Origin of the sequence: Paenibacillus sp. HGH0039, assembly GCF_000411255.1 — a bacterium.
In the GTDB taxonomy this organism is placed as follows: Bacteria; Bacillota; Bacilli; order Paenibacillales; family NBRC-103111; genus Paenibacillus_F.
In genome coordinates this window covers 1756573-1779750 of record NZ_KE150413.1, presented here as the reverse complement: position 1 = coordinate 1779750, position 23178 = coordinate 1756573, and the positions used below count along the sequence as shown (strand labels likewise).

At 52.7% G+C, this 23178-nt stretch carries 28 protein-coding genes; 2 read left to right on the top strand and 26 right to left on the bottom strand.

Features of this window, described 5'->3' with window-relative positions; translation table 11 throughout:
• Position 1 precedes the first annotated feature (1 nt).
• From bshB1 to HMPREF1207_RS22560, 5 genes are all read right to left on the bottom strand, one after another.
• Positions 2-718 carry a bacillithiol biosynthesis deacetylase BshB1 gene (bshB1, locus tag HMPREF1207_RS22580; RefSeq protein ID WP_009675469.1) on the bottom strand — a complete coding sequence of 239 codons (717 nt, stop codon included), beginning with the start codon at positions 716-718 and terminating at the stop codon, positions 2-4.
• On the bottom strand, positions 718-1140 hold the full coding sequence (locus HMPREF1207_RS22575; protein ID WP_009675587.1) for a methylglyoxal synthase: 423 nt from the start codon (positions 1138-1140) through the stop codon (positions 718-720). Before HMPREF1207_RS22575 ends, bshB1 begins: the two co-directional genes overlap by 1 nt.
• 116 nt (positions 1141-1256) lie before the next feature.
• Positions 1257-2063, bottom strand: a complete 807-nt coding sequence (dapB, locus tag HMPREF1207_RS22570; protein WP_009675481.1) for a 4-hydroxy-tetrahydrodipicolinate reductase — start codon at positions 2061-2063, stop codon at positions 1257-1259.
• A 33-nt stretch (positions 2064-2096) separates the two neighbouring features.
• On the bottom strand, positions 2097-2618 hold the full coding sequence (locus tag HMPREF1207_RS22565; protein ID WP_009675563.1) for a tetratricopeptide repeat protein: 522 nt from the start codon (positions 2616-2618) through the stop codon (positions 2097-2099).
• A 55-nt stretch (positions 2619-2673) separates the two neighbouring features.
• Positions 2674-3012 carry a nucleotide pyrophosphohydrolase gene (locus HMPREF1207_RS22560; protein WP_009675531.1) on the bottom strand — a complete coding sequence of 113 codons (339 nt, stop codon included), beginning with the start codon at positions 3010-3012 and terminating at the stop codon, positions 2674-2676.
• A 174-nt stretch (positions 3013-3186) separates the two neighbouring features.
• Here HMPREF1207_RS22560 and HMPREF1207_RS22555 point away from each other — a divergent pair, with 174 nt between their 5' ends.
• On the top strand, positions 3187-3618 hold the full coding sequence (locus tag HMPREF1207_RS22555) for a WGxxGxxG-CTERM domain-containing protein (RefSeq protein ID WP_009675580.1): 432 nt from the start codon (positions 3187-3189) through the stop codon (positions 3616-3618).
• A gap of 171 nt (positions 3619-3789) precedes the next feature.
• The gene (locus HMPREF1207_RS22550; RefSeq protein WP_009675519.1) at positions 3790-4668 is read left to right on the top strand and encodes a YitT family protein; all 879 of its coding nucleotides are present in this window, start codon (positions 3790-3792) and stop codon (positions 4666-4668) included.
• Here the strand turns inward: HMPREF1207_RS22550 and HMPREF1207_RS22545 are convergent.
• The 21 genes from HMPREF1207_RS22545 to aroH form a co-directional block, all read right to left on the bottom strand.
• Entirely contained in the window at positions 4665-5534 is an 870-nt protein-coding gene (locus HMPREF1207_RS22545) for a sporulation protein YpjB (protein ID WP_009675536.1), read from the bottom strand. The two genes, HMPREF1207_RS22550 and HMPREF1207_RS22545, sit on opposite strands and share 4 nt — an antisense overlap.
• Before the next feature lie 43 nt (positions 5535-5577).
• A complete protein-coding gene (locus tag HMPREF1207_RS22540; RefSeq protein WP_009675482.1) occupies positions 5578-6237 on the bottom strand; it encodes a DUF1405 domain-containing protein in 660 nt (219 codons plus the stop codon).
• 101 nt (positions 6238-6338) lie between these two features.
• Complete coding sequence (locus tag HMPREF1207_RS22535) at positions 6339-7229, bottom strand: menaquinol-cytochrome c reductase cytochrome b/c subunit (RefSeq protein WP_009675590.1); 891 nt, start codon at positions 7227-7229, stop codon at positions 6339-6341.
• Positions 7230-7249: 20 nt separating this feature from the next.
• Positions 7250-7921 (bottom strand): menaquinol-cytochrome c reductase cytochrome b subunit, encoded by a 672-nt coding sequence (gene qcrB, locus HMPREF1207_RS22530; RefSeq protein WP_009675629.1) that lies wholly within the window; start codon positions 7919-7921, stop codon positions 7250-7252.
• A gap of 18 nt (positions 7922-7939) precedes the next feature.
• A complete protein-coding gene (locus HMPREF1207_RS22525; protein WP_016423998.1) occupies positions 7940-8485 on the bottom strand; it encodes a QcrA and Rieske domain-containing protein in 546 nt (181 codons plus the stop codon).
• Positions 8486-8739: 254 nt separating this feature from the next.
• A complete protein-coding gene (locus tag HMPREF1207_RS22520) occupies positions 8740-9189 on the bottom strand; it encodes a DUF2487 family protein (RefSeq protein ID WP_009675586.1) in 450 nt (149 codons plus the stop codon).
• Between the two features lie 207 nt (positions 9190-9396).
• A complete protein-coding gene (locus HMPREF1207_RS22515) occupies positions 9397-9585 on the bottom strand; it encodes an IDEAL domain-containing protein (protein WP_009675494.1) in 189 nt (62 codons plus the stop codon).
• Between the two features lie 54 nt (positions 9586-9639).
• Positions 9640-10155 carry a gamma carbonic anhydrase family protein gene (locus HMPREF1207_RS22510; protein WP_009675518.1) on the bottom strand — a complete coding sequence of 172 codons (516 nt, stop codon included), beginning with the start codon at positions 10153-10155 and terminating at the stop codon, positions 9640-9642.
• A 101-nt stretch (positions 10156-10256) separates the two neighbouring features.
• Positions 10257-11372, bottom strand: a complete 1116-nt coding sequence (locus tag HMPREF1207_RS22505) for a hypothetical protein (RefSeq protein WP_009675645.1) — start codon at positions 11370-11372, stop codon at positions 10257-10259.
• 172 nt (positions 11373-11544) lie between these two features.
• Complete coding sequence (locus tag HMPREF1207_RS22500; RefSeq protein ID WP_009675592.1) at positions 11545-12135, bottom strand: histidine phosphatase family protein; 591 nt, start codon at positions 12133-12135, stop codon at positions 11545-11547.
• 49 nt (positions 12136-12184) lie between these two features.
• On the bottom strand, positions 12185-12817 hold the full coding sequence (locus HMPREF1207_RS22495; protein ID WP_009675640.1) for an anti-sigma factor family protein: 633 nt from the start codon (positions 12815-12817) through the stop codon (positions 12185-12187).
• Positions 12814-13410, bottom strand: a complete 597-nt coding sequence (locus tag HMPREF1207_RS22490; protein ID WP_009675572.1) for an RNA polymerase sigma factor — start codon at positions 13408-13410, stop codon at positions 12814-12816. Before HMPREF1207_RS22490 ends, HMPREF1207_RS22495 begins: the two co-directional genes overlap by 4 nt.
• A 446-nt stretch (positions 13411-13856) precedes the next feature.
• On the bottom strand, positions 13857-14945 hold the full coding sequence (locus HMPREF1207_RS22485; RefSeq protein WP_009675623.1) for a prephenate dehydrogenase: 1089 nt from the start codon (positions 14943-14945) through the stop codon (positions 13857-13859).
• Between the two features lie 25 nt (positions 14946-14970).
• Positions 14971-16071, bottom strand: a complete 1101-nt coding sequence (gene hisC, locus HMPREF1207_RS22480; protein WP_009675513.1) for a histidinol-phosphate transaminase — start codon at positions 16069-16071, stop codon at positions 14971-14973.
• Between the two features lie 50 nt (positions 16072-16121).
• Positions 16122-16949, bottom strand: coding sequence for a tryptophan synthase subunit alpha (trpA, locus tag HMPREF1207_RS22475; RefSeq protein ID WP_016423996.1), 828 nt, complete (start codon positions 16947-16949; stop codon positions 16122-16124).
• Positions 16936-18144, bottom strand: a complete 1209-nt coding sequence (gene trpB, locus HMPREF1207_RS22470) for a tryptophan synthase subunit beta (RefSeq protein WP_009671999.1) — start codon at positions 18142-18144, stop codon at positions 16936-16938. The genes trpA and trpB overlap by 14 nt, the downstream gene beginning before the upstream one ends.
• A complete protein-coding gene (locus HMPREF1207_RS22465; RefSeq protein WP_009671989.1) occupies positions 18144-18869 on the bottom strand; it encodes a phosphoribosylanthranilate isomerase in 726 nt (241 codons plus the stop codon). The genes trpB and HMPREF1207_RS22465 overlap by 1 nt, the downstream gene beginning before the upstream one ends.
• A gap of 94 nt (positions 18870-18963) precedes the next feature.
• The gene (trpC, locus tag HMPREF1207_RS22460) at positions 18964-19767 is read right to left on the bottom strand and encodes an indole-3-glycerol phosphate synthase TrpC (protein WP_009671992.1); all 804 of its coding nucleotides are present in this window, start codon (positions 19765-19767) and stop codon (positions 18964-18966) included.
• Positions 19757-20797, bottom strand: a complete 1041-nt coding sequence (trpD, locus tag HMPREF1207_RS22455) for an anthranilate phosphoribosyltransferase (RefSeq protein ID WP_009671977.1) — start codon at positions 20795-20797, stop codon at positions 19757-19759. The genes trpC and trpD overlap by 11 nt, the downstream gene beginning before the upstream one ends.
• Before the next feature lie 109 nt (positions 20798-20906).
• Positions 20907-22451, bottom strand: a complete 1545-nt coding sequence (gene trpE, locus HMPREF1207_RS22450; protein WP_009671978.1) for an anthranilate synthase component I — start codon at positions 22449-22451, stop codon at positions 20907-20909.
• A 349-nt stretch (positions 22452-22800) separates the two neighbouring features.
• Positions 22801-23178: a chorismate mutase gene (aroH, locus tag HMPREF1207_RS22445; RefSeq protein ID WP_009672004.1), complete on the bottom strand. Its 378-nt coding sequence runs from the start codon at positions 23176-23178 to the stop codon at positions 22801-22803.

Here is a 23178-nt window from a genome sequence, read left to right as displayed (position 1 = left end):
CTCAGGTTCCTTTCTTGGACAGAAAATATTGAAGTGCAACGGGCAGCTTGGACATAAATCCTTCCGCATAAGCCATCATCCGCTTCTGTCCGAGCAGCGCGTCTCTTGCTTCCACGCGTTCCACGTAATTCTGGTTCAGGGGGGTCAGCACAATGTCCTCTCCGACCTGAGGAGGCGAGAATTGGGAACGGTAAGCTTGCAACACTTCTTTCTTGCCGGGATAGGCGTCCGAGACATCCACTACGATGTCCGGATCAATGGTATCGTTAATAAAATAAAAGAATAGGCTCTCGACTTGAAAAGCTTCCGTTTCAGGCAAATATCGTCTAAGTTTGGCATTGAAAACCGCTTCCTGCACCAGATGCGAGCATGCGATATGATCGGGATGGCGGTCTTCCCAATAAGGGGCAAAGACGATTCTCGGCTTTCTCAGCCGGATTTCCTTCGTAATCGCGTCAATCTGATCCTTGGAGCCGGCCGATAAGCCTCGGTCGGGAAGTCCGAGATTGGAGCGGAGCACAATTCCCATCGCTTCCGCCGCTTTGTTCGCTTCCTCCAGCCGGTTTTCGGGCGTTCCGTTCGATGACATTTCGGACCGGGTCAGATCGCACAAGCCCACCGTATAACCCGCTCTTGTGTGCTTCAGGATCGTACCGGCCATTCCGATCTCCGCATCATCCGCATGCGCTCCGAATACGAGAATATCTACCGTCTGCATTACGCTTCACCCGGCTTGTACTTGTGGACAAGCTCCCGCCAAGCGAAATCCCCTCTGTCCAGAGCGCGGACAAGAAGCTCCGCGGTAGCGATATTCGTTGCGACGGGGATCCCCATTACGTCGGACAAACGGAGCAGAGCAATGATATCGGGTTCATGAGGCTGAGCCATCAAAGGATCCCGCAGGAAAATAATCAGGTCCATCTCGTTTTTAGCTACCATAGCACCGATCTGCTGATCCCCGCCAAGGGGGCCTGACATAAACCGGTGGATCGTCAGACTTGTATTTTCCATAATTCTTTGTCCCGTGGTTCCGGTTGCGAAAAGCTGGTTCCCGTCGAACACCTTTTCATAGGCGGTCACGAAATTGACCATCTCGTCTTTTTTGCGGTCGTGGGCGATTAAGGCAATATTTAAGCTCACTTGTAAACTCTCCCTTCCCTGCCTTCAGGGGGTCTGCTGATATGTATGGTTCGTAGAAAAGCATGAAAAATAAATAAGAGGTAATTAGGAAGTCCGATTGAAGGAATGAAGAACAATCAGTCGATAAAATGTTCGAACCCGTAGATCATGCCTTCATAGGTCATGACTTTATGCACGGCCTTATTTACGCCTGGCATATAAGCCGCGCGCTCATAGGAATCATGCCGGATTTTGAGCGACTCTCCGTACGCCCCCATAATCACTTCCTGCTGGGCAAAAACACCCGGAAGCCGGACGCTGTGGATACGGAAGCCGTTATAATAAGCTCCGCGCGCTCCTTCAAGCTGTTCCTCTTCTTTGGGGTTTCCTTGCCGAAACTCTTCCCGGTTCTGGGAGATAAGTTCCGCTGTTTTCACGGAAGTACCCGATGGAGCATCAAGCTTCTGGTCCCCGTGGTATTCGATGATTTCCAGGTGCGGGAAATATTTGGCCGCCTGTGAAGCGAATTTCATCATCAGAATAGCGCCGATGGAGAAGTTGGGGGCGATCAGTCCGCCGATTTTTTTATCCTTGCATTGTTTGTCCAACTCTTCGATATCCTGGGTCGTAAACCCCGTCGTTCCGATTACCGGTCTAACGCCATGACGAATAGCAAGCGCCGTATTGGCGACAGCGCTCTGAGGTCCGGTGAAGTCTACCAGAACGTCCGCTTTACCTTCAACCAAAGCCAGTTCCAGATCGTTGGACATTTTAACTCCGCAATCCGGAAGACCCACCAAAGATGCGGCGTCTACCGGACCGGAGGACCGGTCAACGGCAGCCACCAGCTTCAAGGAGGAATCTCCGAGTACCATTTTTACCACTTCACGGCCCATCCGTCCGCTTGCTCCGGCAACCGCCACTTTAATTACTTCCTGAGTCATCACATATACCGCCTTTCTTATCTTGTGCAGTGTTTAAGGTTTCAAATACTGGCGCAGTTTCCTGCGGTATTCAACCAGCAGTGCCGCCGCTGCCTTATTCAGCGGTTCAAGGCGAATGGCCTCTTCGGCCGCGTGTACGGCCAGGTCAAAGTCGCTTACGCCCGCATACGCAGCGGCAAGCTTCAAGCAGGCCTCGGCACTCAGCGGATCCAGGGCAGCCGCCTGCTTCAGCAGAACGATCGCGTTTTTTAGCTGCTCCCTATCCCGGCTTTGGTCCAGACACTTGTCCGCTTCCGCAATCAGTGCTTTGGCTTTCAGCGTAGTCAGATGATACTGATAAGCTTCGCTTTCCGGTTCCAGATCATAAGCGTCGACCGCATGATCGATCGCTTTCGCGAGCTTTCCGCTCCTGGCATACGTAATCGAAAGCTTATAATGGTAAGAAGCGTTACCCGGTTCCGATAAAACCGCTTTTTCGAACCATGCGATCGCTTCTTCGAAATCATTGTTCAGAATAGCCTCGTAGGCCTTCTGAATTTCCTGTTCCCCATCCATCCGTCCATCCTCCTTCCGCCCGCAGAAGAGCCGGGGATGGTACAGCATATGAGGATTAGTCGGAATCGGTGTTTACTTTGGTCCACCTGTCCGCATCCCGGGTGTTGAATTTCTTCATCACTTTATCGTGCGCTTCCGTTAAGTCAATGCCCAGAGAATTGGCGAAGCAGATGGTGATAAATAAAATGTCGCCGAGCTCCAGCTCAATCGAGTTTTCTTCTTCGGATGCTTTTTTAGGCTTTTCCCCGAACTGGTGATTGACTTCCCTGGCCAATTCCCCGACTTCCTCGGACATTCTGGCCAGCATGGCAAGAGGACTGAAATAGCCTTCTTTAAACTGCGATATGTATGTATCCACTTCCTGCTGCAGATCCTTCATTGAACGTTCCGCCATAAAAGGGCCTCTCTTTCTTTCCAGCCTAACTTAAATCTTACCAACATCTTATTATAGACTCGTTTTTATTGCAATTTTCGATTTGCGGACAACACTTTCCTTGTATGACATTTAGGGTAGAGGGAAAACCAAAGATAAGCAGCAAACGAAGTCAACCAGGAAGGCGGGAATCAGATGAAACGACTGTACAGTTTTTCACTCTGCGTGATGATGTTTTTGGCCGTTTGCGGTACCTGCATCGCGCAATCCGCTGACCGGGGCATACATGGAGAACCCGGGACGCTCGGTTATCCCGATAATAAGCCCTCATCCTACGGTACTCAGCGGATCAAGTCCGGCATCAGCGGATCCACCGGAACGGCCGATCCGGCAGAGTATTCAAACGGCGGCGTAGGCACTAGCCTGCCCCAGCCTCCCCGAGACCCGATTCCTAAGCCGGGCGATTACCCTCCGTCCAAAAAGTACAACGTCAATCTGATGCCGTTCGATTCCAAAGTATCCGAATCCGCAAGGAGAGACGATCCGGACTGGGACTGGCTGGGCTTCATCGGCATGCTCGGTTTAGCCGGATTTATCGGCAAATACCGCAAAAAAGACTTTTATTAACGCTTTTCTTCCCAAGCAAAAAAACAGGCCAAGGAATGGAATCCGGCCTGTTTTTCCATATGATCCGGCAGGAACAATCAAGTCGCCTGTGGCGCCCGGATGACAACGGACTCGAATTTCATTACAATAGGATTGGTGATTAGTGGTAAGTCAGGGAAGGAGGAGAAACCAATGGCAATGGCTTTAAAAGAAAAGACAATGCCGTATTTGAAGCAGTTCTTGCCTATCGCATTCGGGACCGCCATCTTTTCGTTCGGGGTTCATTATTTTGTCATTCCCAATGAGCTGATGGAAGGCGGGCTCACGGGCATTTCACTGCTTCTGCACTACATTTTCCTGCTTCCGCCTTCCGCGACTACGCTCGTTCTGAATGTGCCGCTTTTTTACTTGGGATGGAGGCATTTCGGCTCTAAAGCTATGGTCTATACGATTTTCGGCTCTCTTTCGTCTTCGTTTTTCTTATGGGTGATGGAAATCATGATCGGAAAAGGATGGATAATCCCCTTTGCCACCAAGCAGGATTATTTGCTTGCCGCGTTATATGCGGGCTTTACGATAGGCTTGGGACTCGGGATCGTATTCCGTTTTGGAGGAACGACCGGAGGATCGGATATTCTTGCCCAACTGGGCAACAAGTGGAAAGGATGGAGTGTCGGGCAGGTCATCCTGTTGATCGACCTCATCGTTATCGGCACGTCTTTACTCTACATACCGAAGGAAAAAGTACTCTACTCACTGGTCAGCGTATTTATCGGCTCCAAAATGATCGATTACATCACGGAAGGCTCGCATTCCGCCAAAGCTTTTACGATCATTACCAATGAAGCGGAAAAAGTGTCTCAGGCGATTCAAAAAGAATTGGACCGGGGCGTCACTCTTTTTCCGGCCAAGGGGGCTTTCTCCCGTCAAGAGAAAGAAGTGGTCTACTGCGTGGTCTACCGTCAGGAGATGCGGCGGCTCAAGGAACTGGTCAAATCCATCGACCCCACCGCATTCATTATTATCAATGAAGTGCACGAAGTATTGGGAGAAGGCTTCAAGGTTGACTAGAAGCCTTCTCTCTTTTTATTCCGGACGGTATCGTAACCGGGCTTTAAGCGGAACATCCGCCAGCCGGCAAACAGCAGGACGCCGATAATGAACGCGCCGACACCAAGCGACCAGAATATGGGCTCCTGTGTGTCGGGCAGCGGCAGGAATGCTTCACGATCGGAGCGGCCGAATATCCCGTCGATTGTCTTGCCGAACTCTTCCGAAGCTTGAAGCAAATTCGGTTTGTCGAGAGTCGGAGCGCCCAATCCCTTTCTCATGAACACGAGCAAGGAATCCAGCTTCGCCACTTCCGCAGGAGCACGGCTGATAAGCAGCGCCGGACGAATGGTCGACATATGCCGGTACAGCTTATTGTAGTCCAGCAGAGCTTCAAGCTTTTTCCGTGCCGCTACATTCGTCTCGATCCGTTTCAAGTCATCCTTGATCAGCTTGTAGTACTGAAGCCACATGGGCTGTCCACGGTGGGTCAGCGCGTCGGCGGCCAGTCTGATTTTGGCGGCGGCAAAGCGCCCTTCATCCTGGGAAAAGGAAACAGAGGCATAGGTTTTCTTCGCCTCCGTAATCGTTTCCGTCAGTGCATGCAAACCTTCTATCGTAATCGAACCGTCATACGTCAGCTTAGTCGCAAGTTCTCCGAGCTGTTCGAGTTCGATTCTGGCTTCCGTCGTTTTCCCCTGTTCCGACAGCTTGTACAGCTGCTCCGCGGCTTCATTCAAGGATTCAGCCGTCTTCATTTGAACCGGAGTCATCGATGCCGCGGGAACTGCTTCTTTCGGGGCCGGTGCACAACCAACCGCCGCCGAAGTGAAGATTGCCCATGCTCCGAGCAATCCGATGATCCGCCTGCAAGAACTAAACAACATGTGGACATCCCTCCTACCACATCATATGGAGGGATGTCCACATTTAGACCTTGCGGTGCCGGTGTTTTTGATAAGGCAGATAGGCAAGTGCCGCAAGAATGCCCGCTGCGCTTAATCCGATGGTAAACCACTGGATCGTATCCAGATGAGGCATCAGCACCTCGGAGAGTCTGGGGAAGATTCCCTTCGTATAGTCCATCCAATCGTTCGCAAACACCCAGACAGTCACCAGGAACACGGCGGGAACCGAGTAAGTCATCACCGATGCGAATAAAAGCACCTCAATCGCCATACCCAAATGAGAAAGAGTAAGCATCCAATCCTGCCAGGCTACGGGATCTCCCAGCGCATAGCCGGACCAGATCATGGCTACGGCCCAGATGCCGTATTTAAAAGAGGTCACCAGCCCGAACGTTTCAATAAATCCGCGAAGCAGCGAACGTTTACCCAAACCGACTCCGTTCGTCCGCTCATCTCTTAACAGATACAGAAGAGTTAGCGTAAAAAACAGGCTTGCCGTCGGGCTGTCCGGAACAAAGGGCAGGTACCAGACAGGCTCGAAATCATACGTATCCATTAACTGATATTTATACCAGTAGTAGCCGTATACGGTTCCTAAAGCATTAATCCAAAACAGCAGCCATAGCATAGGCCGGCTTCTCAAGAGAGTAAGCGCCTGATGCAGGGTGGCGTTATTTCTCATCGTTCTGCTCCCCTCGGAAATCCGGCTAACGGATCTCTTGCACCCATTTGGTTTTACAAAAAAACCTGACCGTCTGCGTACGGTCAGGTTCTTAGACATGCTTATTGGGCTTTCTTTTGTTTAGCAAGCCAGTCAGCCAGTTTGTCCAAATCGGCATCGGTTAACCCTTTGGCGATGTTGTCTTTATATTGAGGCTGCATAGCCCCCTGGCCGTTCTTGATGATGTTCATAATCTGTTCCTTATCATGCTTGTCGCCCACACCGCGAAGTGCCGGGATTCCGTTGTTCGGCATCCCTTTCAGGTCGGCGACATGACAAGATACGCAAGTCGCTTTCTTGTAAATCTCAGCAGCCGGGTCGTCCGCTGCGACGACGCCTGCCGCTTTCTGCTGCTGTCCGCCACCGCCGGAAGCGGCGCCGCCAGCTGCTTTCTTCTCTTTCATTTCTTCTTCACGCTTGATGTGCTCCGGAATCGTGTTAGTCGCTTTCAATTCCAGCTGGTAATGATGCCAGGAGGTATACGTCAAGTATGCGGAAGCAATTAACGTCAGAAGCGCCAGAGAAGAAGCGATCGGGCGTCTGTAGAACCGGCGCTCTTTCCCTGTATCCAGGAACGGTGCCAGAAGAAGTCCGCCGAACATCAGTCCGGGTACGATCAGCGTACCGATAACGACGTACTGATCCGATGTATACGGATATTTCAGCAGTTGGTACATAAACAGGAAGTACCAGTCCGGAATCGGAATAAAGGATGTGTTCTTAGGATCAGCCGGGTAGCCGAGCGGCGCCGGTTCTGAAATAACCAGACACAATACACCGACCAGAAATACAACGGCAACCATCCATTCTTTCAATAGAAAGTTCGGAATGAACGCTTCGGATTTCCCCGGATAAGACGAATAGTCCGGAGGTACGGTGTTTTTTACTGTTTTCTTAACACGAGAGTCGCCTACATAGACGACTTTCTCGCCATCTTTTTGTCCGTGAGCCACTTAAGTACCCTCCTTTCATTTTATAGCGGTCCGGAAATCCCCTGCCTGCGAATCATCAAGAAGTGTCCGGCCAGTAATGCGAGGAGAGCTGCAGGTAGGAAGAACACGTGAAGTGCGAAGAATCTCGTCAGCGTCTGCGCACCTACAATATCTCCACCCTGCAGGAACGTTTGAACATATTGACCCAGGAATGGGATCGATGCCGCGATCTTGATCCCTACTTGCGTAGCATAGTAGGCTTTGTTATCCCAAGGAAGCAGGTAGCCGGTGAAACCAAGACCAAGCATAACAAAGAAGATCAGCATGCCGACGACCCAGTTCATTTCACGAGGCGCTTTGTACGAACCCGTGAAGAAAACGCGGAGCGTATGTAACAGCATCATGACAATAACAAGGGATGCTCCCCAGTGGTGCATACCGCGCACGATAACGCCGAATGCTACCTGGTGCTGCAAATAGTCAACGCTTGCATAAGCGTTGATAATGTCCGGTGTATAATACATCGTCAGGAACATACCGGACAAGATTTGAATTACAGTGACAAAGAACGTCAGACCGCCGAAACAATAAACGAAAGCGGAAAAATGGTGAGCCGGGTTGACGTGTTCGGGAACCTCGTGATCGGCTACGTCCCTCCAGATCGGCGTGATATCTAGACGTTCGTCGATCCAGTTGTACATATTTTTAAACATCTGATCGTTACGCCCTCCTTATTTCGCCCTTGTGTTAGCGTGCAGCTGTCCCAGGTAGACGAATCCTTTATCGATTTTTACGTCGTATTCGTCCAGCGGAGCTGGAGCTACCGCAAGGTTTTTGCCGTCAGCGGTGTAATGCGCGCCGTGGCATGGGCAAAAATACTGGTTTTTGTACTCCGGATTGTTGTTCCAGTTAACCGTACAACCCAAGTGCTTGCATGTCGGGTTCAAAGCGAAGATTTTGCCGTCTTGACCCTTGGTGATCCATGCTGTCAGTTCCACATCGCTCTCGTACCAGCCGTCCACCTGATGGACCTGGAACGTGAATGATGTGGGCTCATTCGTAATTTTGGCTTCCTCAACTACTTTGATCCAATCCGAAGCCTTCTTCGGCTGAAGCACCGGATCCACCGCGAATCTCAGCATTGGAGCTACCATACCGGCCGCCATGAAAGCAGTGGTACCGCCGAGCGTGTACGAAAGAAACTGGCGGCGGGACATTTGACGCCGTACTACTGGCTTCTTGCCATGGTGCTCATTCGAATTGTTGCGTTCACTCATTTCGCGTGCTACCCCCCTAAGCCATTCAATTTGTCGCATGACAAATCGAACCTATATCACGTGTCGTTCGACATTATCTTACACTTCATAGACTAGGACATTACTAATAATATCCTACGACCTTTGGGGCGTCAAGGATGTAGCCGCAAGGTCAAGGGAGTGCCTTCTCGGGTTGCGTTGTGATTTTAACAAAATTGTCACAATTTCCTCCGGGAAACACGCCATCCTTTTTATCTTTACCAAATTTTCGAATTTTAACGAATCTCTTCTGATTTTTTTGAAAACCAGAGCTGTTCGATCCGTTCCCCTATCGCTTTCTTCGCTTCCTGTCCGGGATATTGCAGCGCCTCGGGGGTAGTGTATACGATCAGATCCGCATTCTGCAGCTGCCAGGCCCCGATCTCCGGATGAGCGGTCACCACGACGATATAAGCGAAACCGACCTTCCTTAACTGCCCGCAGGTCGTTTCCACGTATTCCCGATCCGTATCTTCCGAGGTGCAGTAATGGAGGGCCGGATACGTGACGACTCTTCCTTTGTAGGGTATCTCCAGCACGTCCAGTACGTCCCTGAGGCTCTCCAAGGCGTCTCCCGCTTCCCAGGGCTGCTCCGCGCCGCCCAGCCCCGTAACGGGAAGCAGACAGGTGTCCAGATACGGCTGCAGATCCGTCCAGTCTTTTTCCGTAATTTCGCTAAACTTCATCCTTCTCTCCCTTTCCGGTCAATAGAGCTACTTTACCATATCGGGCCAAACGGTGGGTACCTTTTTATCCCATGAAAATCAAAAAACCCCCTCTTTCCGCAGCAAGGCATCCGCTTGGATGGTCCGCAAGAAAGAGAGGATAATGACGGGACATGCTCGTTTGCGGCAGTCCTGTTTTTTAATGAGTTTTGTGACGACACCGGCAGCCTAGCCGGGGGATTGGATGGATTTGAGTTCGGCGGTAAGCGCTAGAAATGTAGCTTCATCACCCTCGGCTAGAGCGCTGTCAATCTGTTGATAGAGATGATTTTCTTTATATTTCCGCATGGCGTCGTCCATTACCAATTCAGCGATCAGACCCAGCAGCGCCTCATTTGAAACATTCATTCTTCCCATAGGGATCTACCTCCAGGTATCGTCCGCACAATGCAGAGCAGCGATAGGATTGTATTACTTCCCTGGTTCCATCCGGTACTCTCTTCCCTTGCTTACATAGTTATCCGTCGTGCGTTTCATCCGTTCGAGATCCTGAGGTGTTAATTCCCGCACAACTTTTGCCGGAGTTCCCAGCGACAGCGTATAAGCCGGAAGAATCGTACCTTCAGTAACGAGAGAACCTGCCCCTACTAAAGCATATTCACCGATCTCGGCGCCGTTTAGTACGATCGCCCCCATTCCGATTAATGTGCCCCTGCCTATACGGCAGCCGTGTATGAGGGCACCATGACCGACGGAAACGTCGTCTTCTAAGATCAGCGGCTGGTCCATGTTGACATGACCGATGCATCCGTCTTGAATATTGCACCGGTTCCCGATCCGGATCGGAGCCAAATCTCCTCTCAGGACGGCATTGAACCAGATGGTGGAATCTTCACCGACAGAAACATCTCCGATAATCTGTACGCCCGGGGCGATGTAGACCGAAGACGCGATAGCGGGAAATAAGCCTTTAAAAGGATGCAGCATAGCGCCAACTCACTCCTCTGGATTTTTTTCTCATCATAGATGCCGGGAGGAGATGCCGTCAACGTGGCGGCCGATTAAGGGCAGCCGCCTATCAACAGGCGCTATTCTTTTAAATCGATTTTGTCTTCCTCGGCAATCTGGTTGCCGGCAATCGTTTTGCCGCCCAGAGAGGTGATGCGGACCACGGCTCCGGCATGCTCTTCTTCCCCGACGGCAAGCAGTCCCAGATGCATCATCATGGCGATAATCCGCTGTTCGAAAATCGATTCCGGCGAATCGTAGTAAAACGGCCGGATCAATGGACACAGCACTTCCGCCAGCGACGCGGTCGTCACCCAGTTGCCGGCCAGCCGGGCCGTCCATTGTACGATCGACTGGAGGTTGTAGACAGGGCCTTTGTAGAGCCGGAGCCAGAAGCGATACAGGTCGTCCTGGCCCGGCCTTATCCCGGCGTCCGTCATTTCCGCGCCTTTCTCCGTCAGGAGCAGCAGCCCGCCCCGTTCCTGGAGAAGCCCCTGGAAGAAGCAGTAGTCGTAGATCAGCGAGAACCGGTTCGGATATTCCTTGAATTTGCGCCCGTAACCGAATCTCCATGCCGTCTTGCCTACAAGCTCTTCCTTAACCGCCATGCCGCCCAGGATCTGGGACAGCTGCCGCTTGTACATGACGTCTTCATGGGTCAGCAGCACTTCATGGTCCCTGATATACCGCATTAGCTGAAGCACATCGTCAGCCATCAGGGTATGTTCCTCACGATAGACGGCAGGATCGTTCGTATAGGTAAGGCGGCTTTTGTAATTGCGGGTCAGCACATCGCCGAAACGCCGCTTCAAATCATGGGGCACTTGAAAAAGATACTTGGTCTGCTGGGAATAACCGTGAAACAGCCAGCCGTGCTTTTTGAATTTCGAGATCGTGTCGCGCGGGTTGGAATTTTCCTTCTCTTCCTTCAAAAACTTGGCCTGCTGCACGCGGGCAACGAGCTCTTCCAGACTGAACAGCCCCCGCTCTTCAAACAACAGAGTGTTTAAAAACCGGATATCTTCCATCGTCAGCGCGTCTACCCGCTCTTCGAAAATGTCCCTACGGCCGACCGTAGTCAATATAGACTGGATCAGCTCGTTCTTGGAATGCATGTTGCATTCGCAGGCATAAGTATCCGCAATCCGGTTTAAATCGTGGATATCCGCGTAACTGAGCATATCGGCCAGATTCAAGTCCGCCACCTCCTTTCACGATTCCTGTCCGTCTTTCATGACCGCAATCCTTCTAGTTAGCCGTATACTTGTTGGTACTACTCAGTATGGGAATAATTCCCTGAATTAAACCTTTCACGCAAAAAAAAGCACATCCGCCTTCCGGCAGACATGCTTTTCCTGTTTCCGTCGCTCACACGATTAAATGCTCCGTACAATTATACAGCGTGCATTCCCACACCGCGGTGCCCTGGCGGACAATCGTTAAGGACGCGTTCGTGAGAGGGTCGCCCGGACGCTCCAATTTCATCGTCTCTAACGCCCGTCCGATAAATGCTCCATGGCTGACGATAAGCATCCGGCCGCGGGGGTAGTTCACGCACAAATCCGCATAGAACGAAAGCCAGCGGCTGCGGACCTGCTCGTCCGTCTCCCCGCCAAGCTCCAGCCGCAGCCAGTCGGGTCCCCAGCGGTCGAGCCGTTCCTGGAGCGTCGTGCCCTCTACCAGGCCGAAGCCTTTCTCCCTGAGCCTGCTGTCCGTTCCGGCTATCGGGATGCCCGATCGTTCGCTGATCAGCTGCGCGCTTTCCTTCGCCCGTTTCAAATCACTGCTGATGATGCCGTCCCACGCTTCTCCGCGCAGCCGTGTACCCAGCCGCCTTGCCTGTTCTCTTCCCTCTTCGGTAAGTTCCGTGTCGAGTGCTCCCTGTATTTTGCCCAAAAGGTTCCATTCGGTGCTGCCATGACGGATTAACCCGATTGTGGTCAATATAATCTCCTCCATAAACAAACCAGCTCAGTAAGAGCTGGCGGGTACTTTCCTAACTTCTCTTTTATCGTTTGCCGCGTCCGATCCAGGCATGGAACAGGAAGCTCACAAACAAGCCGAGCAGCGATAACGCGATGAGATGATGAACGTAAGGCGGTAAAACAAACGTGCTCCTACTGGGCATAACCGCCGAAACATTCAGGCCCGCTACGGCATGCTTCATCGTGCGGCCGTTCATCGCCGAGGCCGAGGCCGCGTCCATTCCCGGCGATCCGGCATAGGCATGCTCATACCCCGAGCTTACCCCCTTCCCCAGGAAAGAGGGAGACGAGTTCAGTGAGAGGCACAGCAGCACGCCTACGAAAAGCAGCAGGCAGAAGGAAGCCGCCAAACGGCCCGCGCTGCGAAATTTGCGCGCGTGTCCGGAGCTTGCCGCGGCCCCCGCCTCTGCGGGATAACGCCACGGCTCGTAAGCGCCGATCCGCTGCATGACCGAATCCGCGATAGATACTCGCGGGACAGGCGTATCGGTACGCAGCGATAAGCGGATCAGGTCCCGGCACTCCTGCCACGAGTTGAACTGGTCCGAGCAGCGCTTGCAGCTGTCCGAATGTACCCGGACAGCCTGGCGCCTCAGCTCGCTAGCCGTGCCCTCTATGTATTCAAGCAGCCATTCCTGAACATCCTCACATTTCATCTCCGCGTCATCCCCTCGCATTCTTCCAGCCAATTATCGGTGTTGTAGTAGGGTTCCATCTGCAGCTTTACACTGGCTCTGGCCCGAAACAACAGAGATTTGACCGAACTGACGGTTTGTCCCAAAATGGATGCGATCTCCTGGTAATCCAGCTGATCGTATTCCCGCAGGATCAGAGCCGATCTCTGCTTCTCCGGCAGACTATTGATCGCAATCCGGACCATGGAGACTTTCTCCTTCCGTATGACGGTCTGTTCGGGAAGCGATTCAAACGAAGTTTGAGGGGTATGTCCGCAATTGTCCAACGATATTTTAACGATTTTGTGTTTGCGCATTTCACTCAGCACGGTGTTTCGTGCGATCGTATACAACCAGGTAGAGAAGGAAGCTTCCGCTTCACGGAACGAACTCAGGCTCCGGTAAGCTTTGTAAAAAGTTTCGTTGCACAAATCCTCAGCCATCAGCTCCAGCTGGGCGCTTTTGAGCATATGATAAATAAAAACGAAAATTTTGCGCTCATAGCGGTGCATCAGCTCGTTGTATTTCCCTACATTTCCATCCTTAACCTCACGAATCAACTGGGTATCCGTCATTACGTGCACCCCTCCTGCACAGTACGTTCGGGTTCCCCGCTTCCGTTTACATGCTTATACCGGGCGGGAACCAAAAAGTTGCGCGGTCTGCGGGCTAACTTCCATCAATCGAAGCACAACATGATATCACTATAACAAATATTGCATAGAGCTGTAAAATTTTCTCCGTGTCCGCCGCGATACCGAAAAAAGGCAAAAAAAAAACCACCTCTACGAGGCGGCTGCACAATGTGCGATTATCGGATAGGAGTGGAGAGAAACCATACTGTACTTTTATTATATGAATCCGTTTACAAAAAGTCAATGCTTTTTTGAAAACGTTTACGAAAAAGTTTTCGAAGGCTGTTAGTTACCATAAAAAAAAGCCTCTCCCCCGCACACGTCCGCATAAAGGCAACTATGCATATCGGGAAAGAGACTTCATTAGTTTCGCACAAGAAAACGACCTAAACGTGGATGGAAAATTGCTCGCTGAGCAGGGCCGATGCTCTGTCCGCAGTTTCCTGGTCCCGGAAAGACAGACGGAGTACGCCCGGCACGTCGAGACGGCTCTCGATGATCTGCAGGTTGCTCAGGTTGAGCCGATGCTTGCCGAGCAGCGTTGCGATCTGTCCGATCATTCCCGGATGGTCCGGAATATCCGCGTAAATATCGTACAGCGGCGTAAGCATTCCTTTCCGGCGGTCCGGTACCTGCTTGCGGAATGTCCCGGCTACCTCAAACTGCTTCTGGATGCCCTCGCCGTCTTCCTTCTCGAGAAGCTCGCGGAACACCGAGATCTGCTGATCCCAGTCGTCCAGAAGCTTGAGCAGAACGGTGCGGTTGTTGATGAGGATATCCCGCCATATAAAAGGATCGCTGGAAGCGATACGCGTAATATCGCGGAAACCTCCGGCCGCCAGGTTTTTGTAGAGCTCATTGGATTCGTTGTACGTCCGGATCTGGTTAACGAGCGCGACTGCAATCATGTGCGGCAGGTGTGAGATGGCTCCCACGATATCGTCGTGTTCGCGTGCGTCCACTCGGATAATCTGGGCTTGCGTATACGCAAGGAGTTTGGCCAAACGCTCGACTTCAGCAACCGGCGTGTCTGTACCCGGTGTCAGAACGTAGAATGCATTCTCGAACAAATGCGAAGAGGCGGCTTCCATGCCGGAACGTTCCGAACCGGCCATAGGATGACCGCCGATGAAATAAGCGTCCTTAAAGCGCAGTTTCTCCGCACACTGTACGACGGACAACTTGGTGCTGCCCACATCCGTTATAAGGCAGCCCTTTTTTAAGGAGAACTGCTTTAACCGTTCGAGATACGATTCCAGCGCCCCAACGGGCACACACAGAAAAATGATATCGGCGGCTTCGGCCGCCGCCTGCATCGAGGTCGTTCCTTCGTCCACGATGCGTCTTTTCACCATATTTTCCACCGACGTCGGGTTATTGGAGTGGCCAATGACCGTAATGTCCGGTTTGCCTTTGAAGCATAAAGCGAGCGAGCCGCCAATGAGCCCGACGCCGAAAATTGAGATTGTCGTCATGTTTGATAACCTTTTCCTATACGTATTATGATTCTTGGACAGCCCCGTGAAGCACAAGCTCAAGAGCATGAACGAACGCTTCGTTCTGCTCTCTGCTGCCCACCGTTACTCTCAGCATGGTCGGGAAATCGAGCTTTTCCCCGCTGCGGACGATGATGCCGTGACGAAGAAGCTCGTCAAATACAGGACCCGAAGGACGGCCGATATCCACCAGGATAAAATTGCCGTGGGCCGGATACGAGTAAAGGCCGAGTCTTTGGAACTCCCCGAGGAGATACGCGACCCCTTCCCGGTTGAGCCTGCGGCACTGTTCCACAAAATCCTGGTCCCGGATAGCCGCAGCCGCAGCCGCTTGAGCCAAACGGGTCGTATTAAACGGCTCCCGCACCTGATTGATTGTGCGAATCACATCCGGATGTCCGATTCCGTAACCGATCCGCAGGGAAGCAAGCCCGTAAATTTTCGAGAACGTGCGGAGGATCACGATATTGGGATATCTGTTCAGCAGATCCAGACTGTCCGGATACGCCTCATCGGTCGTATATTCGTAGTAAGCCTCGTCGAGAGCCACCATGACATCAGAAGGAACCTTGTTCATAAAAGCTTCCAGCTCCTGTCCGGTCACTATCGTTCCGGTCGGGTTGTTCGGGTTGCAGATCCAGACGATTTTCGTCCGTTCATTGACGCGGCGGAGCATTTCGTCCAGATCGTGTTTTCCTTCTTTTAAAGGAACCTCAACCGAAACCGCGCCTTCGATCTCCGCGTTATGTTTGTACTGGGGAAACGTATGGGTCGCCATGATCGTTTCATCTCCGGGTACGAGATAAGCCCTGGCGATCATCAGGATCACATCATCCGATCCCGCCCCGAAAATAAGCTGGTCCGCGTTAACGCCGTAGTGACCGGCAACGGCCCGCGTCACCTCTGCTCCCGCCCCGTCCGGATACAAGGTCAAGTTGTCCAGGTCAGCCAGAATCGCTTCTTTGGCTTTAGGCGAAAATCCGAACGGATTTTCGTTGGAAGCCAGCTTGATCACGTGAGTCAAGCCAAGCTCCCTTTTCACTTCGTCAATCGGTTTGCCCGGCTGGTAAACCGGCAGTTTCGTTACCTGTTGTTTGGGTCGCATGTCTGTCACCTCAGCCTGTCTCTCTATCTGCATTCGTCGTGCTTTACTCGTTAACTTTGCGTTTGAAAAGACGCGCCTTTCAAGTCTCTGACAAATTCACCGATTTGCTTCAGCGCATCTTGTTTCGTACTTTCGTCCTGGAGGCGGTGTTCCTGTTCGCCGATCCGGCGGACGATGGCACTGCCCACAACGACCGCGTCGCACGTTTTCTCGAAGCGCTCGACCTGCTCGCGGTTCGAAATGCCGAAGCCGATTGCGATCGGCAAATCCGTGGCCGCTTTTACCGAAGCCAGGAAATCGTCTACACCCGCATGAAACTCGGAGCGTACACCGGTCACTCCCATGGAGGACACGCAGTAGACAAAGCCCGAAGCCCGGCCGACGATTTTCTGCACACGCTCGTTGGAAGTCGGCGCAATCAGCGGAATCAGATGAATGCCGTGCCGCTCCGCGAGCTGCTTGGCTTCCGCGTCTTCCTCCATCGGCAGGTCCGGAATAATAACGCCGCTGATATCACTTTCCTTCATGAGTTCAAAAACGCGCTCCAGCCCGATGCGAAGGAGCGGATTGTAGTAAGTAAACAAGATCATGGGCAGCTCGGAGCCCTCGCTGCGCGCCTGCTTGGCGATTTCGATTACCTTCAGCACGGTAATCCCGCTTTTCAGGGCACGTCCGGAAGACTCCTGAATAACGGGGCCGTCCGCGAGCGGATCGGAGTACGGGACGCCGAGTTCCAAGAGGTCCGCGCCGGATTTCTCCAGTTCACGGATAATATCCAGGGTAACGTCCGCCGTAGGATCCCCTACCGTAATAAAAGGTATGAGTGCGTTCTTACCGGCGGATTTCAGCTCCGCAAATTTACGATCAATGCGATTCATGATCTGCACCTCCGAGATAGCCCATGATAGCTTCCACGTCTTTATCTCCGCGGCCCGACAAACAAATGACAAGAAGCTCGTCCGGGGACATAGTCGGAGCCGTTTTTATCGCCTGCGCAACCGCGTGCGCGCTTTCCAGCGCCGGAATAATACCTTCCGTCTTACAGAGCAATTGCAGAGCGTCGAGCGCCTCGGCGTCGGTGATCGGCACGTATTCTGCCCGCTTCAAGTCTTTCAGGTAAGCGTGCTCGGGTCCTACGCCGGGATAATCAAGACCGGCCGAAATGGAATGGGCAGGAATCACTTGGCCGAATTCGTCCTGGAGCACGTAACTGAGCGAACCCTGGAACACGCCGGGGCTTCCCTTCGCCATCGTCGCCGCATGCTCTTCGGTGTCCACGCCGCGTCCGGCTGCTTCCGTCGCGATCAGGCGCACGCTTTCATCGCCGACAAACGGATAAAACATCCCCATCGCGTTGCTGCCTCCGCCGACACAGGCGATAACCGTATCGGGCAGTCTTCCTTCGAGTTCCAGAATCTGCGAGCGCGTCTCGTCTCCGATTACACGCTGGAAATCGCGGACAATCATCGGATATGGATGCGGACCGGTTACGGATCCGAGGATATAATACGTATCGTGCACATTGCTGACCCAGTAGCGGAGCGTCTCGTTGCACGCGTCCTTGAGCGTACGGGTGCCGGACAACACAGGAACGACTTCCGTTCCGAGCAGACGCATCCGGAATACGTTCAACTGCTGGCGTTTCATATCTTCTTCGCCCATGAATACCTTGCATTCCAGGCCAAGCAGTGCCGCAACGGTAGCCGTAGCGACGCCATGCTGTCCCGCGCCGGTTTCGGCGATGACTTTTTTCTTGCCCATCCGCTTGGCCAGAAGCGCCTGTCCGATCGTATTGTTGATTTTGTGCGCGCCCGTGTGGTTAAGATCTTCACGCTTCAAATAGATTTTGGCTCCGCCAAGCTTCTCGGTCAGCCTTTGCGCGTGATAAAGCCGTGTCGGTCTGCCGGAATAATCATGCAGCAGCGTTTCAACCTCTTTTATAAATTCGGGATCCTGTGAATATTTACGGTAAGCTTCTTCCAGTTCGATCAGTGCGTTCATTAACGTTTCTGGTACATATTTCCCCCCGAAACGTCCGAATCTTCCATGCTCATCTGGTACTGCTGCTGCCATTATCCTGTCACCCTTTCCACAAAAGCTGCAATCTTGGCGATATCTTTAACACCGTCCGTCTCGACTCCGCTCGAAACGTCGACTCCGTCGATTTCATATTGTTCAATGAGGTCGCCGACATTGTCGGGATTTAACCCTCCCGCTACAATCAGGGGCATGCCCGCGGACAATGCCCATTTACGGGCTGCGGGTATACAATTCCAAGAGAATGTGCGCCCCGACCCTCCGCCGTAAACCGGATCGAACGTATCGATCAATACGGCATCCACTGCGTCGCGATAAGGATCAAGCCGCTGTATCCAGCCGTTCACCCCGTCCTTTATATCCGAAAAAGAGCTCTCGTTGACAGGAGGCTCTTCGTTTTTAATCGAGGATACTTTCCAAAGCTCCACACCAAATTGTTCTTTGATGCTTCTGCACGTTTCGGGCGCCTCTTCCCCGTGAAACTGGATAATATCCAGTTTGGCGACGGACAAAACATCCGCGAGCTCCTCCCGGGTGGGATTGACAAACACCCCGACCGTCTTGGGAACACGGTGGCCCTGCCGAGAACGTTCATGCAGAAACGAAATCATCTCGGAAGCTCGCTCCGGCGTGATTCGTCTTCTGCTGGGTGCAAAAACAAACCCGATCTGGCTAATCGGGAAATGTACGATTGATTTTAACACTTCAACGCTTTGAAGTCCACAAATTTTTACGTCCGGTCTTTTTGAAACCGATCCCATTTTCTTCACTCCCCGGCAGCCAAAAAGCCTATTTAGCCGCCATTACTCCACTCGCTTACGAAGGAAACTTCTTCTGCAGCCCGTTCTTTAGCATTTAAAAATTCCGGGTAATACTGCGTTCGCCCATCAAGTCATGGACGGCTTGGCCGACATCCGGCTGTCTCATAAAATGCTCCCCGATCAGCACGGCCCGTGCGCCGGCTTTACGGACGAAATCCAGATCGTCCCGGGAAGAAATTCCGCTTTCGCTGACTAGAATCCGGTCGTCCGGCACGATCGCCGCCAGTTCTTCCGTCGTCTTGATATCGGTTACGAATGTTTTCAGATTCCGGTTGTTAATGCCGACTAGAGTCGCGTCCTGCTCCAGGACCGTCTCCAGCTCCCGGCGGTCGTGAACTTCCACGAGAACGTCGAGCCCGACATCCTGCGCGAGCTGCTTGAGTTCCTTTAGCTCGGAAGGCTTGAGGATGGCCGCAATCAGCAGAACGGCATCCGCGCCGATGACTCTCGCTTCCAGAACCTGCAGCGGGTCGATGGTAAAATCTTTGCGGAGCAGCGGCACGTTTACCGCTTCGCGGACGGCGCTTAAGTAGTCGTTGGCGCCTTGGAAGTAATCTTTGTCCGTCAGCACCGAAATGCAGTCCGTCCCGGCTTCGGCATAGGCCGAAGCCAACTGGACGGGATCGAAATCGGCACGGATAAGGCCTTTGGAAGGGGAAGCCTTCTTCACTTCCGTAATGAGTCCCGTCGGCCGATTTCTTCCGTCCCGCAGGGCACGTTCGAACCCTCTGCACGCCTGCAGGCCGGAAATACGTCGCTCCAGCTCGGAAGAGCTTACCTGTCCGCGAAGTTCCTCAACTTCTCTGCGCTTGGTTGTTACGATTTTATCAAGAAACATAGCTCAGATCTCCTGTATAGTGGGCTAATTGCTGTAATTTTTCCATAGCTTTGCCGCTGTCAATGACATCGGCCGCTACCTTGACGCCTTCTTGAAGCGTGCCGGCAATTCCGGTCACGTAGAAGCAGGCGCCCGCATTGGCAAGCACGATTTCGCGGTGTGCGCCTGTGGCGCCGGTGAAAATCGTGCGGATGATTTCCGCATTCTCCGCCGCGTTCCCTCCCTGGATGTCTTGCAGGGAGTAAGTTTGAAGGCCGAGATCATCCGGTGTAACGGTGTAGGTGTTCACCGTTCCGTTTTTCAATTCCGTCACCTGCGTAGGTGCGGAAATGCTGATTTCGTCCAAACCGTCGTAGCTGGAAACCACGACCGCCCGTTTAAGGCCGAGCGCTCCCAACACTTCGGCGACCAGCTCCGTCTTGCCGCGCTCGAACACTCCGAGCACCTGGCGGTCGGCGCCGGCCGGGTTGGTCAGCGGGCCCAGCAGGTTAAACACCGTCCGGACTCCCAGCTCACGGCGCGGACCCGCAGCGTGCTTCATCGATTGGTGATACCGCTGGGCGTACATGAAGCAGATGCCGATCTGATCGAGGCACTCCGCCGCCTGACCGCCGTCGAGCTCGATGTTCACTCCGAGCGCCTCCAGCACATCCGCGCTGCCGCTGCTGCTGGACATCGCACGATTACCGTGCTTGGCGACCCGGATACCCCCGGCTGCCGCCACGATAGCGGAGGCGGTCGAGATGTTGAACGTTCCCGCTCCGTCGCCTCCGGTTCCGCAAGTATCCAGCAGATTATCCTGGATGGTCTGCACCGAGGTCGCTTTAAGCCTCATCGCTTCGGCAAAGCCCGTCACCTCTTCGATTGTTTCTCCCTTAATCCTCATCGCGGTCATCACACTGCCGATTTGGGCGGGGGTTGCTTCCCCGTCCATAACCGACAGCATGACCTCCCTCGCTTCATCACGGGATAAGTTCCCGCCTCCAATGAGTGTCGAAATCGCCCGCTGAATGGTACCATTCGCCGCCATCTGACCGTCCTCCTTCTTCGAAATGGATTTTAACCTGCCGTTCATGTACCGTTCATCTGCCGTTCGTTCCGTCGTCTAGTTCCGATCCTTTCCGGCCGATCCTTCCTGCCTAAAGGGCCGGGACGTGGACATAGTAGTCGAGGTTCGGATTATCCGCCGCCCGCTTGAACATCGCTTCCGCGGTACGGATCGCTGTCATCATCCCCCGCGCCTTGTTCACCGTCTCCTCGTACTCTTTCACCGGATCGGAATCGAAAACAACACCCGCTCCGGCCTGGATATACGCTTTGCCGTTCTTGAAAACGATAGTCCGGATCGTAATGGCCGAATCCATATTCCCCGAGAAACCAAGGTAGCCGATAGCACCGGCGTAGGTGCCTCTTCTTTCATTTTCAAATTCGGCGATTATCTCCATCGCTCTCAGCTTCGGCGCCCCGGACACCGTGCCTGCCGGCAGACAGGACAGGAAGGCATCGAAGAAGTCCTTCTCTTTGTTCATCGTCCCCGACACGTTCGACACGATGTGCATCACGTGCGAGTAGCGCTCGATCTGCATAAAGCTGTCGCAGGACACCGTACCGTATTCGGCAACCCGGCCTACATCGTTACGCACGAGATCCACCAGCATCAGATGCTCCGCACGTTCCTTCTGGTCCGCGAGCAGATCCTGCTCAAGCTCAAGATCGTGTTCGGGCGTTTTGCCTCTCGGTCGTGTGCCCGCAATGGCTCTTGTATCCACTCTCTCGTCCTCCACGCGCACCAGCATTTCGGGAGAGGTTCCCACGATGACTTCATCGTCCATTTTCAAATAGTACATGTAAGGGGAAGGATTCAATGTACGGAGTACCCGATAAACCTGCAGCGGAGAGACGTCCGTATCCGTTTCGAAACGCTGGGACAGCACCACCTGAAAGATGTCGCCGGCCTTAATATATTCCTGGGCCGCTTTCACATTGGATACATACTGTTCTTTACTCAGATTGGAACGGAAGCCGCTCAGATCCGTAGTCGTTTCCACTTCGCTATGGGTCATCATGGTCGAAGGGAGAGGCTTTTTGAGCTTTTGTATCGTCGCGTCCAGCTTCTGACAGGTTTGACGGTAAGCTTCCGCTATCGTTTCCTCGCTGGCTCCTTCAGGAATGTGCACGTTCGCGATCACATTCATCTGCTGTTTGAAGTGATCGAAGGCAATAACCTGGTCGCAAAACATGAACTGGATATCATCCATCTGAATATCGTCGACGCGGTGTTTGGGAAGGTTCTCATAATACTGGAGAAGATCGTACCCGAAAAATCCGACCGCTCCGCCTGTGAATCTAGGCAGTCCCTCAATCGAAGGGCTCCGGAATAACGCAAGCTGGCTTTTCAAAGCTTCAAGCGGCTTTTCTTCCGTCGTGATCGTTCTTCCCTGCGTCTCCAGATGAGTCTTTCCGTCGCGTGCCCTTATAATGAGAAACGGGTCTGTACCGATGAACGAATACCGGGCCCACTTAATGCCGCCCTCTACGCTTTCAAGCAGGAACGCGCGTTTCTCGTCGGCAACATGCTGAAATACTCGGATCGGTGTCTCCGTATCCGCCAGCAGGCAGCGTACAATCGGTATCAGATTGTATTCTTTTCCCAGGCGGATCACTTCTTGAAGCTCGGTATTCATTCTTGTTTTCCCCTTTCTACGGGCAGCATTTAAAAAAATAAAAAAACCTCTACGCATCCGTAGAGGTTTGGTTGAGTTCATTTGATTGGTAAGAGTGCAGGAATTCAAGGCGCACCGTCTAGAGCCGTAAAGGTTCGTTAAAAGAACCGGCTGTAAGACTACAGTTCTCCGCTCTGCAGAAAAAACTACAGAACCCCCCTTGCTATCAAAGGGACGGAACGGTTATTATCGTCCTTTCGCAACTCATGCGAAATGCTAACGATAGTTATGCGCTGTCTATGCTCAACTCTACTCTTCTCAACTGATCTCATCTAAGCTCTACTCATCTATAATGACTATACTACCCGGATTAGGGATTTGTCAATTTTACAATATCCGGACGCAGAACCTGCGCGCCTTTTAAATAAACGTGCCGCATTTCATCCTGCCGTTTCGTCGTATTGGCCAGCACCATAAGCCGGATACATTTCGGAAGACTGTTGTCTACATCGATTTCGATGGAGCACATAAGCGGTACGAGATCCCAGCCCGGCATCTGGCGGATGGCTCTCGCCGGGAACGTCGCGGTCAGTTCTTTGGTGACCGTAATAAAGACCGAGGAAATTTCATCGGGTTTCACGTCGTTCTCGCGGACAATCTTTTCCAAAAGCTCCAGCGTAGCCGCCAGAATCTGTCCTTCTTCGTTGCTTTCCACGGTTGTTGCGCCGCGGATTCCTCTAACGAACAT